The sequence below is a fragment of the Streptomyces sp. NPDC014991 genome, from assembly GCF_043080665.1.
GTDB lineage: Bacteria > Actinomycetota > Actinomycetes > Streptomycetales > Streptomycetaceae > Streptomyces.
On record NZ_JBIBVY010000028.1, the window covers coordinates 45,418 to 61,389 of the forward strand.

Genomic DNA, 15,972 nt, shown 5'->3' on the forward strand with positions numbered 1-15,972 from the left:
GGACCGGGACATGGACGTGAGAGTGATCGGCGCGCCGGTCCTCCGAGTCGCGGGCTGGCCGATCGACCTGCTCGACTCCTTCGCCGCCTACGCTCTCGCCCGCCGGGCCGACCAGCTCCTCGCGCTGCGCGAGGAGATCACCACCCGCAGCGGTGAGCTCACCGACGCCCTGTTCCCGGTGGTGCCCAATCTGCCGCGGCGCGAACGCCACGCCGTGCTGGCCCTACGCCGCGCCCTGCACGCCAGCGCGGAGCCCGTAAGCTGCGACACGTCGGTGACCACGCTCCTGGACACCCACGGCGACGTGGGCCAGCGGATCCGGGACGACCTGGAGCAGCGACGACGCCTGGCCGCCCTAACTGAGGAGTTCGCCGCCGCCTGGACGGCCGAGGACAGCCGGCAGCGCGCCCTGCTGCGGCGGATCGCCCGCTCCGACCGGTTCCTGACCGCTCTGGCAGCGGGCAGCCCCTCCGTCTATGACGCCTGGGAACGGTCGCGGCGCGGCGACGACGGCCCGGCCAGACGCAGACGGCTGGAGCACACCCTCTGGCGGCTTCTGAGCCGGGCCTGCGCCCGCCCCACACCGCAGGGCCTGTGGTCCGGGGTGGTCTACCCGCATCGCGCAGAACGCCCGGAAAGGACCCGCTACGAGGTCGGGGTGCGCCTGGCACCCTTCCGCGCCGCCGCCGAGACACTCGCCCACCGGGACCCCCTGCGCGGCAGGCTGCGCCGCGACCCGAGCGTCCACCGCGAGGGGGACGCCTGGTGGTGGCTATCATTCGGGCCGGACGGCCCGGAGTGGAGCCGCGTCGAGGGACAGCCGCTGATGGACGCCGTCCTGACCGCCTGCGACGGCGGCCGGACCGTCGACCCCGGGGACCTGCTCGCCGCTTTGGCCGGGGACGACACCGCGGCGCGGCCTCCACTCGAACGTGTCCTACGGGCCCTGGTGGCGCGCGGGCTCCTTCAACCATGCGCGGGACTCCCCGGCACTGCGGAGAACGTGTGGCAGGCCCTGGAGGCCGTCACCCCCGGACTCGGGGCCGAGGACGCGGAGATTTGGGAGCTGTCGGTAAAGCGGATCCGGGCGCTGTGCGAAGAGTTGGCACTCGGCCTGGCCGAGTGGTCCCCACGACGGGTGCGGGAACGGGTGCGGGCCTGTGACAGGGAGGCCGCCAAGCTGTTCGCGTTCGCGGACGTCCCCGCGCCGAAGGGCACGGTCGTCACCGTCGACTGGGAGCCAGGAGCCGCATTCCGCCTGTCCTGGACGGCGGCCGACGACCGCGCCGCCGAGGAGACGATCGCCGAGGCGCTGGCGAACGCGGGGGCCGACGCGACCGCCGAACGGTACCGGCTCGCGTCGGTCGGGGAACTGGCCGAGGCGCTCGCGGGCCTGCCGCCCGTACCGCTCGGAGAGGCGATGCGCCGCTGGGACGCCATACAGGCCGCACGGCACCACCCCGGCGGACGGCCCGCTACCGCCGACAGCCCGGACACCCGCCCTGGCGTCCTCGACCTACGGTTCGGCCCGCGGCCGTTCACCGCCCTGGGGGTGCAGGAGGATTGCGACCTGTGGGAGGAACGTCTGCTCGCCGACCGGGGTCGCCCCGTCCACACGCTCGCCGCGATGCCCCGCCCGACGAGCGGCGGGCAGGGCGCGGCCGTGCTTACCGCGGACGGCAGGGGGCGCCTTGCCTTCCTGTGGGGACGTCCCCAGCCCGCTGTCTTCCACTCCCGGCACCGGCCGGGAGCGGCGGAGCGGACGGCGTTCCGTGCGGCGCTGCTCGGCCGGGCGGTGGAGGTCGTCGGCCGCGACTGCGCCGAGCCGGGCACGGCCGTCCGCCCCGACCTGACCGGCGCGCGGCTCGACCTGACGGCCGCCGGGCAGGCCTCGGCCGACCGGTGGATGCTCACAGTGGACGACGACGGCCGCGTCTGGTGCGTGGACGCCCAGGAGCCATCCCGACGCTTGATGCCGGTCTACAACGCGGCGGCCGAGACGGGCCACCGGGATCCGCTCAGCCATCTGCTGTGGACGGCCGCCATGAGCCACGGCTGGGAATGGCTGTCGCTCGGGCTGCCAGCACTGCCAGCCGAACGCGAGGTCTGGCGGCACCACCCCGAAGTCAGGACACGTGGCGGCATCCGCATCGGTACCCGCCGTTGGACCGTCCCCCCGACTGCGGTGGCCGGGCTGATCCGCCTCTCCGGTCCTGCCCGCTACCTCGCCTGGAGACAGGCGGTACGGCACATGGGGCTGCCCGCCCTGGTGCAGGTCCGTCCAGAGCACCCGGCCGCCACCCCCCTGGCCATGCCGCCGTCGAGCCCCCTTGCCCTGGACGCCCTCATGCCCTTGGTGACCCCGGCCGACCCCGGACCGCTAGTCATCACCCCTGTGTCCGGCCGGAAGGACCCCCGGCGCCAGCTGGTCGATGGCGAACGACGCGAACACCTATGGGAGGCGGCCGTGGCATGGAGTACGTTCGAAGCGCCCGCCGGGCACCGCCCCGACGCGGGCAAGCGGCCCATGCTCGATCCGTACCTCGCGCTGTGCGGGCCGGAAAACCTGCGGGCAGCGGGCGATCCCTGGGTGCAGTGCGACTGCGCTCTGCCAGCCGACCGGGCCGGGTGGTCCCGGCTGCGGGAGGGCGTCGCGCGCTGGGAGGACGAAGGGCTTGTCTCCCGCTGGTGGTTCCTGCACAAGCCTCCGGGGATCCGGCTGCGGCTGGAGTCTCCGGATCCCGGCTCGCTGCGCCGCGCGATGGCGGACACGACGCCGCCCGCCCGGCTCCCGGGGCTGCGGACGACCGGCGTGTACGAACCCGAGACGTATCGCTTCGGCGGACCGGCCGGTCTCGATCTGGCGCACACCCACTGCGCGGCCGACAGCCGCCTCGCCGCATCGTGGCACACCTGCTCGGATGGCGGAGGAACCTCGCTCGTCCCTTTGGTGGGCCTCGTCACCGCGCAGACGCTGCTGTCCAGGATCGCCGATGACGCGGACGAGCTCCGGGACCTCTGGCTGCGTCTCGACCACGCCCTGCGCACGGTCTGCGGTCCAGACGTCGCCCCCGACAGCCCGCCGTACGTGGACCCCGCTGTAGCGAGCTCGCTTCTGGCGGGGCGAGTGCCGGTCACTGGTGACGCGGTGGCCGACACCTACCTGGTCCGTGCCCGGCGGTGGGCGGCACGCACGGGCGACGCCGCCGCCCTGCTCCGGCGCGCGCAGGGTTTCCCAGTACGGGCCTGGGCGACAGCGCTGGTGCTCTTCCACTGGAACCGATGGGCGCTCACCCCCGAGCGTCTCCTTCCGGTGGTGCGGGCCGGACTCTCCCCGTGCGAGGACTCCGCCTACCGCCAAGAGTACGGCTCACAAGTACCAGGGGGCGAGAACGCGTGACGCTTTCCCGTACCCGGCAGACCCAGCCCTCCTGGCCAGGCTGGCACGCCTGGCGGGTCCGGTGCGCGTCGGCGTCCGCGCGGGGGCGGCTGCTGGCCCTAGTCGCCAGTGCGGCGCGAACCCCGTGGTTCTGGGTCGACCTGCTCGACGGAGGCGCCTCGATGGAGGTCGCCGTCCCCATCGCCGAACCCCTCGACGCCCAACTGAATTGGATCATCGACGCCTTGCGGGGCGGACTCGTCACCGCCGCGCAGCCCCGTCCCTGTGCGGCGGTATGCAGTCTCGGCATGTTCCCCTATAGCCGCCCGCCTCTCGTCTGGGGCGATCTGCTGGCGGCGACCAGCACCCGTGCGCACAGCCTCCTGACGTCCGGCTCCGGTGGCCCGAGCGGGTACGCGCCGCAGAACGTGATCGCCAGCGAAATGACGAGCCTCTACTCCTGGCTGGCTCCGGAGCGCCACCGGTCCGCCGCGGCAGACTGGCACCTTGCCTGGCTCGAAGCCACCGTCGGCCACCGTGCTTCCGGCACTCCCACGCCCTCACAGCCGCCCGCCGCTGCGGTCTTCCCCCAACTTCCCGGGCCTAGCCTGCCCGTCGAACTCGCGATGGGCCTGCACACCTGGTCCTCCTGCGTCGCCCGTCTGGCCGGCGTCCCGGCCGAGGAAGTGTGGACGCCGGTGGTGGCCAGGCTCTGCCACATCCAGGCCGTCCGCCTCGGCGGTACGGACGCCGGGCGCCGCGCGGAGACGGTAGCTCTGCTCGCGTTGCCACGGAGGTGACCGGCGGGGCCGGGAGGCCAGCCACCTTCGCGGGCAGCCGGACGTGCAGCTTGCCGTACTCGCCAGGTCGAGCCGCCAGTCGCGGATGGCGAACATCCCGGTCTCGTCTCGCCGATCCCCAGCCCGGCGCGCCGCCACAGCGACGCGGCAACGTAGTCCCAGGCGGCCGGCAAGCATTTGCGCGCCGACGGCAGCGAGGTCCGCCAGGCCGAGAACAGACGTGGGCCTCCGAGGAAGACGGCGGAATGCGCGGCAAACCGTAGTCGGCCATGGCCTGGCGGTTGAACTCGTCGATTGGTTGGGGTCAGCGCATGCACATCGCCTTGGTATCGAGCCAGGCCTCTTTGGGACGGCGCACCCCATACCTGATGGGGTGATAGCGCCACACCTGTTGCAGGCGGTAACCTCCTTCGCACTGCTGCTGAGCTGCACTGATCCTCACCGGATCACGCTGCACGACGGTTGCCCCAGCTAGAAGCGACGATGTCGCCGTGGTCAGCGCTGTCCTGCCGTCGTACGGTCACGATGTCGCCGTCGTAGATCGTCGCGTCGCTCATGGAGTCACCGGCCACGGGAAACCGACGGGTTCGGGCAATCCGGCTGCACTTCGAGAACAAACCCGCGGGACATTGTGCCCAGCTCTGCAGGAGTGCCCGGGGGGTTCGTCACATGCCGAAGGATCGCGAGCTTCCCCAACACGAAGAGTTGCCCGATCTGGCTGAGCGGCCCGCGATATGTGGGCTCGCCATTCAATCAGCGCGGATGCCCATGAGAACCATTAGGTTAGACGTCGTGCACAGAGCGAGCGGAGACGACCGCCACCGTCTGCCCCGCTTCCACGGGCTGCACGGCCGCCGTCAACCACCCGGGGGCAACCGCCAACAACCCGGCTTTCGGGCGGATACTGAACTGTCGTCCCCACGGCAGCCCGGGCGACGCCGTCATGGCGCTGCCGGATCGCGGATCGTAGATTGCAATGGTGCCGGACTCTTCGTGCCGAGGGGCCGTTGCGGCCAGGACGGCCCAGCCCATCCAGTCGCTGCCGGAGGAGATCACCGGCAGCTCATATCCACTACGCCAGACCTCCAAGGTGAGGTCCACCGCGAGGACGGGTCGGGACGCGAGGCCGGAGTCGGCGGCCCGGTCGTGCAACAACCGCATGCTTTTGAGCAGTGCATCGCGCAGGATGGCCTCGTTGCCGACTAGATGATCGATTCCATGGGGTGGTTGGCTACGGGTGAGCGATCAGCCTTGCTGATCCTGTGACTGGTGACCTCCGTGGTGACGGTCAGGTCGGGTTGACGGCCCGCGTCTGGGGACAGCCGACGGGAGTAGATACTGGCCCTGCATGCATGCAGGCACCGATAAGGAGCATGGCCAGTGACCAGCGACAGTCGCATAGGACCGCCCAGTTTCGGAAGCGAACGTGACACGCTGCGGGCTTTCCTCGACTACCACCGCGCGACCCTCGCCATGAAGTGCGAAGGGCTTACCGACGAGGAGCTGCGACAGCAGTCGATGCCGCCGTCCACGCTTTCACTGCTCGGTTTGGTGCGACACATGGCGGAGGTGGAGCGTGCTTGGTTCCGTCGAGTGTTCGAGGACAACGACGTGCCCCTGGTCTGGTCCGACAAGATCGACTTCCAGGCGGCGTACGACGCGAGCGCGTCGACCAGGGACGAGGCGTTCACAGCCTGGGAGGCCGAGGTGGAGAACTCGCGCCGCATCGAGCGGGAGGCTGAATCCCTGGACCAGGCCGGGTATCAGCCACGATGGGGCGAGGAGGTCTCGCTGCGGATGGTGATGGTGCACGTGCTCCTGGAGTACGGCCGTCACAACGGGCACGCAGACTTTCTGCGTGAGGGTGTCGACGGGACCGTGGGCGCCTGAGTCCGCAGGAGCGTGCCGATCTTTTCCGGAGAATCGCCTGCGCGGCTGGAAAAAGGGGGCCCAACGTCAGTGTGTGAAGACAGAGTTGGACTCCCTCGCCACCGCACTCTAAGTGAAGGCCGACGATCTGCTGAAGGAATCGCCACAGTGGGCCCCGTGGCGGCCGGCCGTGGGCATCGCGCCGCGGCTCAGCGACGCGGAGCTGGTGACGCTGGCGATGATGCAAGCCATGTCGGGCTTCACCTCCGAGGCCCGGTGGCTGCGGCACGCCCACGCTCACCTGCGTCATTTGTTTCCCTACCTGCCCCAGCAGCCCGGCAACAACAAGCGGTTGCGTAAGGCGGCTGATCTGATCCGGCGCCTTACCCGCACGCCGGCTCGCGACACCACGCTGTGGACCGACGATGTGTGGGTGGTGGACTCCACGCCGGTCGAATGCGGCCGCTCCCGCGAGACCGTCAAACGCTCCGACCTGGCGGGATGGGCCCAGTACGGGTATTGCGCCAGCCACTCGCGCTACTTCTGGGGACTACGGCTGCACCTGGTGTGCACCCTGCACGGCCTGCCGATCGCCTTCGCGCTGACTGGAGCCAAGGCCGATGAGCGCGAGACGCTGCTGGACCTGCTCGCCGTCGAATCACAGCTCACCGACGAACGGCCAGGACAGACCGTGATCGGCGCCAAGAACTACTTCGGTCGCGACTTCGAGCAGCACCTGACCCATCTGGGCATCCGGCTGCTGCGGCCTACCCGCAAGAGCGAGGCCGAGCGGCCCGGATCACATCTGTTCAAGCCGCTGCGGCAGGTCATCGAGTCGGTCAACGAGACCCTTCAAGGGCCAGCTCGACCTCGAACGACATCGCGGCCGCACCCCCGGCGGCGTGGCCGTCCGCGTCCTGCAGCGCATCCTCGCTCTCACCGCCGCCATCAGGCACAACGACCACACCGGCCAAACGGCCAGACGCGCACTCACCGCCTATGACCACCGAACACCTTGGAATCGATCATCTAGCCACGACGGGATGGGACCATCCCCGCGGGCGCGGGAAGCACCCCCGGGCAGGAGTGCACCGGGGCTTTCTCGCGGGACCATCCCCGCGGGCGCGGGGAGCACAAGCCGGGGTGTCAGCGCTGTGCCGCCATGGCGGGACCATCCCCTCGGGCGCGAGGAGCACCCATTGATCAGCCACGCGCCGAGTTCGTTCGTGGGACCATCCCCGCGGGCGCGGGGAGCACTACGCCCGCACTTCGGCCGCCCTGGCGGCCGAGAGGACCATCCCCGCGGGCGCGGGGAGCACGGCTGGAAGCTGACGACCCCGTACCCGGACGCGGGACCATCCCCGCGGGTGCGGGGAGCACGCCACCGAGGCGTACGTCTTGCTGGCGCCGAAGGGACCATCCCCGCGGGCGCGGGGAGCACGAAGAGATCCGTTACCGATTACCGCCGGGGGGTGGACCATCCCCGCGGGCGCGGGGAGCACCGAGTGTGGCCGAGGTGGGCCTGATCGCGCTTGGGACCATCCCCGCGGGCGCGGGGAGCACGTGGAGGAAGCGCTCGCGGACCGGGGCGACTGGGGACCATCCCCGCGGGCGCGGGGAGCACTCTTCGTGACCTGCGGGTTTGTCATACAGGCAGGTTGCCGTGAACCACTTCACCGATTCCGGCGAAGCTCTATAAAAACCGAGAATCGGGCATTTTCACTTGCCGTATCGCCGCCGTTTGGAGGCGTTGCTCCAGCCTTTCCGAGGCGTGGTCGTGGTGCTGGACGGGTTCTGGGTGGGTCGGCGGATCAGGGTGAGGCCTTCTTGGTCGACTGGATGCCAGGCGTGATCGTGGGTGCGGAAGGTGAAGCCCTGTTCGTTGTTGGTCGTGTGGGCGAGGAGGGCGCGGCCTTGGCCGGCGTACTGCTGGACTTCGTTCCAGAGCAGGTCGCGGATGCGTGCGGAGGGGTTGCCGATGAAGACGCCGGCGGAGATTTCGAGGAGCCATCGGGTGAGGAAGCCTCGTAGGCCGGGCGGGCAGTTGGTGAGGACGATGACGGTCACCAGGTGAGGTCCGGGTAGTCGTGGACATCGTGAGGGTCGGTTCCGTCGCTGTAGTTGCGGCCGGCGGGGATGGTGCGGCCGCCGTCGCTGTGGAGGGTGACGACGTCGTGGTCGTCGTTCGTGGTCTCCGCAGGGGCTGTTTCCGGCAGCAAGAGGCGTTTGATGTCGTTGACGCAGCGGTCGAGCAGGGCGGTTTCGTTGATGCGGTCCCGCAGGGCGCGGCGGGTGCGGGGGCCGATGTCTTGTTCGTCCTGGGCGGCGATGTCGAAGGCGAGGGGGATGCCGATTTCGGTTTTGTACAGGTCGGCGATGTCGAGGACGATGGAGAGTTCGTGGCCGGAGTGGATGAAGCCGAGGGCGGGGCTGCAGCCGAGGGAGGCGACGACGGCGTGGGCGATGCCGTACATGCACTGGGCGGCGGCGGTGATGGCCTGGTTGACCGGGTCGCCGCTGGTGAAGTCGCCGGGGGTGTAGCGGCGGCCGCGCCAGGGGATGCCGGTGCGGGCGGACTGGGCGCGGTAGCAGGTTTTGAGGCGGCTGCCTTCGTGGCCGAGGAGTTCTTTGCGGGTGAGGCCGATGGGGTCCTCGTCGGGGAAGCGCAGTCGGTACATGGCGCGGGCGACGGCGAGGCGGTTGCGGGGGTTGGCCCATTGCATAGCTTGTGCTTCGGCGAGTGTGGAGGAGCGGGTCAGGGCGCGGCCGCCGGCGTAGTAGCGCACGCCTTGTTCTCCTACCCAGCAGACGGCGGCGCCGGTTTCGCCGAGGACGCTCATGGCTTGGTGGGTGATGCGGGTGCCGGGGCCGAGGAGGAGGGTGCTGATGGTTGCTGCGGGGATGTGGGTGGTGCCGTCGGCGTCTTCGGCGGTGATGGCGTTGGCGTCGCGGTGGACGGTGCAGCGTTCGAGGTAGATGAAGGAGAGCCGTTCGCCGGTGCGGGTGAGGTGGCGTGGGGTGAGTGCGGGGCGTCGGGAGACGGTGGTCACCGGTTCACCTCGCCGTGGGCAGCGGGGCGAGGGTGAGCAGGCCGCAGCCGTAGGCCTTGGCCTTGCCGATGCCTTGGGTCAGGGCGCGGCGCAGCAGGTGGGGGTCGGTGACTTCGAGGTGGCCGTCGAAGGTGACGGTGACGAGGCTGACGGGCGGTCGGCGGCTGCTGGTGCGGCGGGTGAAGCGGGCCGAGGCCCCCCAGGCTTGCAGGGGGCCGGCCAGGAGGAGAGTCAGCACGCTCATGCGGGCTTCTCCAGGCGTTCGGTGACGGCCTGGCCCACGGCGGCGAGGAGTTCGGTGAGATTCGCCGCCTCGGTGCCCAGGCCGGCGAGCTTGTGGGTGTTGGGGCCGACGCGGAGCACCCAGGTGAGCGTGGTGGTTTCATCGCCGTAGGCGCGTTCGATGTCGGGGATGTACTGGGCCAGGCGCTCGGAGGCCTCGCGGACGTAGCCGCCCGTCTCGCCGCGTACCGGGTCTTCGAAGGCGGCGACGAAGCTGACGGGCCGGGTGGTGCGCAGTTTGACGATCACGGCGTCGGGCAGCGTGTGGTGCCCGAAGGTGTTGATCTTGCCGGTGGGCAGGGAGGCGACGAAGCCGTGGACGAAGGCCTCCACGGCCCGGCGGACCGGGTCGGTACGCGGCTCGTCCTCACGCAGGCCCTTACCGAGGTTGGCGGCGAGCTGGTGCACGCCTAGGGCGGCGTAGCGGTAGAGGGTGGCGGAGTTGAAGTCGACGGTGCCGATCATGCCGGCGCCGGTCTCCTCGCCGGTGTTCTTGTCGTCGACGGCCGTGTAGTAGTCGGACTCGTTGTCCACGCGGTGGACGCTGAGGGCGTGGGCGACCTGGACGGCGGCGTCGACGTTGATGTCGGCGGCGTCGGCTACCATGCGGCCGAACAGGGCGATGTCGACCGAGTGGTGTCTGTCGGCGAGCTGCTTGGCCTTGCCCTTGTTCTTCTTGTCCCCCCAAGTAGGCCGTGATGTCGGCGGCGCCGTCGACGGCGAGGCGGGCCAGGGCGTCGAGCTGGCGGGCGCTGAGGAACACCAGGTATTTCGACTGCGGCGCCGGATCCGGCTCACCGTCCATGGCGGCGCTCGTCTTGCGCTTGGGGACCTCGGTCTTCAGGCCGGCGGCCTTGACCGTCTCGTCCGCGATGCGCAGCGCGTCCTGCTCGGACAGGGAGGCGTCCAGATCGGTGATCCGGGCGGCGACCGCCTCCACGATCTTCTTCGTCCGCACACCGAGCTCGCTCGCGTCCAACAGGTGCTCGTCCTCGAAGTAGGTGCGGGTGGCCCGCTTCCACGCCTGACTGGAGACACGGGCGCGCGGCACTCCCCCGTACACCGCGCGCTTGGGGGCGCCGGTGTCGTCACGGTTGAGGTTGCTGGGCGGGACGGTCTGCAGGGCGTGCACGTCGAGGAAGATGCGGTTCACGAGGCGTCCTTGTCGGTGTCCGTGGTGCGGGCGGGCATGTTGCGGTCGACGGGGGCCGGGGCCGGGGGTGCATCGTCTGCGCTGTTGTGCCAGGCGTGGAAGGAGCGGCCCCACTCCCTGCGGACGGTGTCCGCGCCGCCGGGCCACTGCCAGGTGTAGAGCTGTCCGGCGAGCAGCGCGTGGTCGAGGGCGATGTCGTTCTGGCGCAGCAGGACGACGATGTCGCGCAGCCGCTGGGCGCAGGTGGCCAGGTCGGCGGCGGTGCCTGCGCGGACCAGGCGCTTGTGCACGGGCGTGTCGATCTCGCCGGGCTTCATCATCCGCCGCACAGCAGCCCCCAGCCCGCGGCGGCTGTCAGGTCGGTCGGGCTGGTACATGCCGGTACGGCGGGACTGCTGGTGCAGCGCGTAGAGGGTGAGGGCGACGTGCAGGGCGTCCTCGGCCCGCTCCAGCTCGTGCTCGCTCAGCGGTCGGGCGCCGTCGGGGGTGTGGTGCAGCGGGCCGGTGTCGATCAGTGCCCACAGGTCGGGCAGCTGGCCGGCCTGGCGTCCGGCGCCGCGCCGGAGCCGGGCGAGGGAGGCGACAGCATGGGACTGGTCGGCGAGATAGCCGCGCTGCAGAGTGGTGAGGTGGGCGGCGGCGAGCCGGGTCACCCGTTCGCGGGCGGTGACAGTGGCGGGTGCGGATTCGGTGGTCATGCGGGTGCCTTCGCGGTGGTGGGTGCCGGGCTTGCGTCCGTCTCACGCGGCAGGTCATCCAGGCCGGGGCGTCCCAGGCCTTTGTGCAGGGCGGCGCGGAACCACTTGCCGGCGAGGGAGGAGTTGAGCCACTCGGTGCCGTTCTTGAGCTGGACGGTCCGGCCCTGCCAGGCCGCGTTCCTGGCCGCGGCCATCAGCTGGTCGCCGGTGCGGCCGGCGATGGCGTACACCTGCTGCTGCCAGGCGGTGCGCTGCGCGTAGGGGTCGTCGGTGTCGGCGAGATGGGCCAGCCAGGTGCGGTAAGGGGCCTCGAGGAGGCCGTAGGTGAGATCCCGTGCGGTGGAGCGGGGGCCCTCCGTCTCCGTGCCGGCCGCGCGGGCCAGGTTCGTGGCGAGGTCACCGAGAGCGTTGACCGCGAGGTCGGCGTCACCGACGGCGGCGACGGCCTGCTCGGCATAGCGCCGGTCCTGCTAATGCAGCAGGACGACGGCCATGGCCACGTGGTCGTCGACGATCTCATCGATGACGGACTGCTGCGTGCCGTAGCGTGCGCCGACGATCCGGGCCCGGATCATGAAGCCTGAGTCCAGTTCGCCTTCCGTCACCAGGCGGGCCACCCACTCCAGGATTCCCGGCCGCAGGTAGTCGGCAGGCTCCGGACCCTCGGCGGTTGCGGCTTGGTCGGCGACCAGGGCGCCGATCCCGCGCCAGGCGGACCGCTCGGGCGCGTGCTCGCGCGGCAGGTAGACGGGAGCCGTCTTCAGCTTCTTCTCCTGGGCCCGGCTGCGCCGCCAGGCGGTCATCGGCTCCCGGTGCTGACGGTCCCGCGGGCCCAGCGGGTCGCCGTAGCCGAGGACGACGCCGTGCACCCCGGCCTCATCGAAGTGCAGGCGCAGACGCCGCGACTGCCATGTGTACAGGTCCCGCACACCCGTCGGGGCACGCTCGGCGCCACCCGGGGCGCACGGCGGCCTGCGCCACGCCGGAGCGTCCGCGTCGTCGATCTCAAGGTTGGCGGTGTCGGCCGCGATCAGGTTCAGCAGCAGCGTCTCGCGCAGGGTGCGGCCCTCGACGAACACCCCGCCGAGGTTGCCGGCCCAGCCGACACCGAGCGGATAGACCTTGCCTCCCTTGGCACGCGCATCGCCCTCCACACCGGTCTTGATGCCGGAGGTGTTATAGGCATGGGCGTGAACGAGCCAGCGGGCTGCCTCGGCGAAGGTGAGCCGCTCGACGGTGGGCATCCGGGCGGTGAAGAACGGCTCCCCGTTGGGGACGTCGGCCACGATCCGGTTGAGAGAGAACACCTCGCCCTGCGCCGTGCGCAGGCCGGCGGTCTGGAAGAACGGCACCTCGGCGTTAAGCAGGTCGAACCGTGCCCGGTGCCGGTCGAGGTACGCCCCGACCGGCGAGAAGCAGCCGTCATCCGCCCACAAATCCGCCCAGTCGTCGATGTCGCGGGGCCCCCCGAGCGCGTCGTGCGCGACGGCCCGCAACAGGCGGACCAGGGCGAACTCCTGGGTGGGCAGGTCACCAACGATGCGCCGCAGACCATGGGCCTGTTCGAACACCTCGCGCAGCGACACCTCCCGCTGACTGCCGTCCCGACCAAGTGCGGGAATCCACGGGCGGGCGGTGAGGTCGAACGACAGCACTCCCCCACCACCACCGATGCTGTTCGGTTCGGTTTCAGGCACGGGTCACCTCAAGACCGTCACTGGGGCTGTACCGGAGGGAGAAGCCTGCCAGGCGGGTCTGACAGTCCTCGTCGAGCGGCAGGATCAGCTGGCCGGCGAGCCAGTGGCTGTCTTTCACCTGCCAGGCGGAAATGTGGAGTTCCTCGAGTTCGTCGATCGCCTGGTCCATCACGTCGGCGTAGCTGAACTGGATGGGCAGGCGCAGCCCGCAGCTGGCCGCGGTGCGGGCCGCGAGCGTGGTCGGCACCTGGTCGGTGGGCAGGGGCAGCCCGGCCAGCGGGCGGCCCTTGCGGTCCGGCTTGAGCCACGGCAGCGTCGCCAGTGTGCCGTCGGCGCGCCGCTGGACGACCACGACCTCCAGGCTCTCGCGGCTGTCGCGTACCTGGGCCCGACCCTGGTGGGTGTCGTCCGCGTCACCGACGCCGGCTGCGACCCAGCCGAACAGCGGCCGGCCGGGGCGGGCCGCAGCGTCGAGCCGGAACGTCGCGCCTCGCTCGGCCTGGTCCGCGCGGTGCTCCTCGTGGCGTGTGCGGGCAGCCTTAAGCGCCTCCTCCCAGCCGGCCGGGCCGTCGAAGGTGTCGGCGTAGGTGTGCTGCACCAGGGGGCTGATATCCGCCGGCAGCCGCACCGGGCGCTGCCGGCCGCCGTCGAGGTGGGGCAGCAGGGCGGCGGCGGAGCGCAGCAGCGCATGCGCCCCGTACACGGCGAGCGAACCGCGTACCGGTGCGGGCACGGGGGCGGTCCAGTCAGCACCGGTGATCAGGCAGCGTGCCTGGCGCAGCCGCGCGGGCCGCTCGGTCTGCTCCTGGCCGCCGCGCAGGTGGCGGTGCAGGCGTCCCATGCGCTGCAGCAGGAGATCGACCGGGGCCAGGTCGGTGACCAGCAGGTCGAAGTCGACGTCCAGGGACTGCTCAGCGACCTGGCTGGCGACGACGATGTGCGCCCTCGGCGGGCGGTCCGTCTTCGCGGTTGGCGGCCCGAACCGGCTCAGGAGCGCGGCGTCCTTCGCGGCACGGTCGACGTCGACGAAGCACGAGTGGGCGACGGTGACGTTGTCGGTCCCGAAGCGCTCTCGCAGCACAGCCGCCGCCTGAAGGACCCGGCGTACGGTGTTGCGCACGACCAGAACGCAGCCGCCCTGGGCGAGTTCCCTCTCCAGCCGGTCCGCCAGGACGTGCACGTCGTCATCGAGCCGCTCCACTTCGACGTCCGTGCCGCGGCCCGAACCGGTGGGGTACCGCACCAGCGGCGCGCCGCCGGGGGTGACCGCCGTCAGCAGCGGATAGTCGCCGGCCCGGGCAACAGCATGGAAGGGGGCTTGGTCCGCGACGGCTGTCTTGCCCGCGTATGCCTCGGCCAGCTGCCTGCGGCGGTCGGTGGGCAGCGTCGCGGACAGCACCACCACCGGCACCCGGTAGGCACCCAGCCAGGACAGCACCCGGTCGAGATAGACGCTCATATAGGTGTCGTAGGCGTGGGCCTCGTCGATCACGACGACCTTGCCCGCGATCGCCAGGTGACGCAACGCCAGATGGCGGCTCTTGAGCCCGGCGAACAGCAGCTGGTCGATGGTGCCCGCCACGAACGACGACAGCATGGCCTTCTTCCGCCCCCGCAGCCACGCATGAGCGACGAGTTCGGCCGCAGCGGCACGGCCGGGATCCGACGGCCGCCACTGCTGCGTGTCGTAGCCGTCCACGTCGATGGCGGCGAGACGCCAGCCGCCGCCCATCAGGTCGACGAAGTCGTCGTTGAGGGCGGCCTTGGAGTGGGCGAGCAGCACCGAGTAACGCGCGGCGGGCGGGGCCGGCAGACGATCGAGCCAGTGCAGCAGGCGGGGGAACATCGCGTTACCGGTGGCCATCGTCGGCAGCGCGAAGAACACCCCACCCGCCCCCGACCGCGTGGCGAAGATCTCCGCCACGGCGAGCGCGGCTTCCGTCTTCCCCTCCCCCATCGGCGCCTCGATCACCATCAGCCCCGGCTCGTCCATCTCCCGCGCCAGCGCGACAGCCGCTTCCTGCACCGGGCGGACCCGCGCTCCCGGCGGCAGATCGAACCGGGAGGCGAACAACTCCTCCACGTCCCCGGCCGGCTCCTCAGCCCGCCAGGGACCGGGCAGGTCCAGCCCCCGCCAGGCGGCCGCGACGCGCTCCGCCCCCGTGCGGGGCACGTCCTGGGGGAAGTAGGGGAACAGGTCGCTGTTACTGGCGATCCAGTCGCAGACGATGACCACAGCGGACAGCAGCACCTGCACCGGCTGCGGCAGTTTCACCGTCTTCCAGGCCGCCATGCGCTCACGGACACCGAACTCCTGCGCGCAGGCCTCCAGCAGCTCGTCCTGCACCTGCTTCCACAGCTCCCGGCTCACACCCTGCGTGCGCAGCAGATCCGGGTGACGCTGCAACGCCTGGATCTGGCCGTGCTCGGGCGGCACCCCGTGATGCCCGCCCACCACCACCGTGAACTGCCCGGTCTGCTTGACCGTCCAGCCATGGCGCTCCTCCAGCCACCAGCCCAGCAGCACCTGCCCCGCCAGTCCGTGCGGCGCGAGCCGGCGATCCGCGCCCATCGCCTCCCGCGAACGCATCTCCAACCCGTGACCGCGCATGACCTGCGCCAACGCATCCACCTGACAGGCGAACGCGGGCGTCGCCTTCCCGATGTCATGCACACCAGCCAGCCACACCACCAGCCGGCGGGCATCGGCCTGCCCACCCGGCAATACACCGGCGATCAGCCTGCGCACCGACAACGGCAGCCACTCATCCCACAACCGCCCCGCCACAGCGGCACAGTCCTCCATATGCCGCCACAACGGCAGCCAACCATCCCCATCACGGTCGTGCTTGGCCCACACACTCAGCACCGGCCCACCCAACCGGACACGAAGCCCCGCCCGACCGCCCCCCTCACCTGTCATGCCAGATGAATACAACACCCACACCCAGCGTGAAGCCGGTTGAAGAAAACGAACAGAAACCGCCGCCAGAACTGATCAACCAGCAGACACCCCTACCCCAGCACCCCTAAAATCAGACCAC

Annotated in this window: 9 protein-coding genes, 4 pseudogenes and 1 CRISPR repeat array; of the genes and pseudogenes, 4 read left to right on the plus strand and 9 right to left on the minus strand. The window is 70.8% G+C overall.

Translation table 11 applies throughout. The features are described from left to right. Positions 1-10: 10 nt before the first annotated feature. Positions 11-3,400, plus strand: coding sequence for a thiopeptide-type bacteriocin biosynthesis protein (locus ACF1BE_RS31325; protein WP_392202379.1), 3,390 nt, complete (start codon positions 11-13; stop codon positions 3,398-3,400). After that, positions 3,397-4,179 (plus strand): hypothetical protein, encoded by a 783-nt coding sequence (locus ACF1BE_RS31330; protein ID WP_392202380.1) that lies wholly within the window; start codon positions 3,397-3,399, stop codon positions 4,177-4,179. The genes ACF1BE_RS31325 and ACF1BE_RS31330 overlap by 4 nt, the downstream gene beginning before the upstream one ends. A gap of 446 nt (positions 4,180-4,625) precedes the next feature. Here the strand turns inward: ACF1BE_RS31330 and ACF1BE_RS31335 are convergent, their stop codons facing one another. Then, positions 4,626-4,751, minus strand: coding sequence for a LexA family protein (locus ACF1BE_RS31335; protein ID WP_392202381.1), 126 nt, complete (start codon positions 4,749-4,751; stop codon positions 4,626-4,628). 211 nt (positions 4,752-4,962) lie between these two features. After that, entirely contained in the window at positions 4,963-5,340 is a 378-nt protein-coding gene (locus ACF1BE_RS31340) for a hypothetical protein (RefSeq protein ID WP_392202382.1), read from the minus strand. Positions 5,341-5,559: 219 nt separating this feature from the next. Here ACF1BE_RS31340 and ACF1BE_RS31345 point away from each other — a divergent pair, with 219 nt between their 5' ends. Together ACF1BE_RS31345 and ACF1BE_RS31350 are read left to right on the plus strand one after the other, a co-directional pair. Beyond that, positions 5,560-6,069 (plus strand): DinB family protein, encoded by a 510-nt coding sequence (locus tag ACF1BE_RS31345; protein ID WP_345584165.1) that lies wholly within the window; start codon positions 5,560-5,562, stop codon positions 6,067-6,069. A 112-nt stretch (positions 6,070-6,181) separates the two neighbouring features. Beyond that, a pseudogene (locus tag ACF1BE_RS31350) lies at positions 6,182-7,055 on the plus strand (IS982 family transposase); the annotation flags it as partial. A 38-nt stretch (positions 7,056-7,093) separates the two neighbouring features. Beyond that, a CRISPR array of direct repeats spans positions 7,094-7,672; the repeat unit is 28 nt; unit sequence GGACCATCCCCGCGGGCGCGGGGAGCAC. A gap of 95 nt (positions 7,673-7,767) precedes the next feature. Here ACF1BE_RS31350 and cas2e read toward each other — a convergent pair. From cas2e to cas3, 7 genes and pseudogenes are all read right to left on the minus strand, one after another. Further along, on the minus strand, positions 7,768-8,115 hold the full coding sequence (cas2e, locus tag ACF1BE_RS31355) for a type I-E CRISPR-associated endoribonuclease Cas2e (protein ID WP_392202383.1): 348 nt from the start codon (positions 8,113-8,115) through the stop codon (positions 7,768-7,770). Then, positions 8,112-9,098 carry a type I-E CRISPR-associated endonuclease Cas1e gene (cas1e, locus tag ACF1BE_RS31360; RefSeq protein WP_392202384.1) on the minus strand — a complete coding sequence of 329 codons (987 nt, stop codon included), beginning with the start codon at positions 9,096-9,098 and terminating at the stop codon, positions 8,112-8,114. The genes cas2e and cas1e overlap by 4 nt, the downstream gene beginning before the upstream one ends. Positions 9,099-9,102: 4 nt before the next feature. Beyond that, positions 9,103-9,276 (minus strand): annotated as a pseudogene (gene cas6e / locus ACF1BE_RS31365) (type I-E CRISPR-associated protein Cas6/Cse3/CasE); the annotation flags it as partial. A gap of 62 nt (positions 9,277-9,338) precedes the next feature. Next, a pseudogene (gene cas7e / locus ACF1BE_RS31370) lies at positions 9,339-10,533 on the minus strand (type I-E CRISPR-associated protein Cas7/Cse4/CasC). Then, positions 10,530-11,231 carry a type I-E CRISPR-associated protein Cse2/CasB gene (gene casB / locus ACF1BE_RS31375; RefSeq protein ID WP_392202385.1) on the minus strand — a complete coding sequence of 234 codons (702 nt, stop codon included), beginning with the start codon at positions 11,229-11,231 and terminating at the stop codon, positions 10,530-10,532. The pseudogene cas7e and the gene casB overlap by 4 nt, the downstream one beginning before the upstream one ends. Beyond that, positions 11,228-12,928 (minus strand): annotated as a pseudogene (casA, locus tag ACF1BE_RS31380) (type I-E CRISPR-associated protein Cse1/CasA). Before casA ends, casB begins: the two are co-directional and overlap by 4 nt. Further along, on the minus strand, positions 12,921-15,851 hold the full coding sequence (gene cas3, locus ACF1BE_RS31385; RefSeq protein WP_392202386.1) for a CRISPR-associated helicase Cas3': 2,931 nt from the start codon (positions 15,849-15,851) through the stop codon (positions 12,921-12,923). The pseudogene casA and the gene cas3 overlap by 8 nt, the downstream one beginning before the upstream one ends. Positions 15,852-15,972 lie beyond the last annotated feature (121 nt).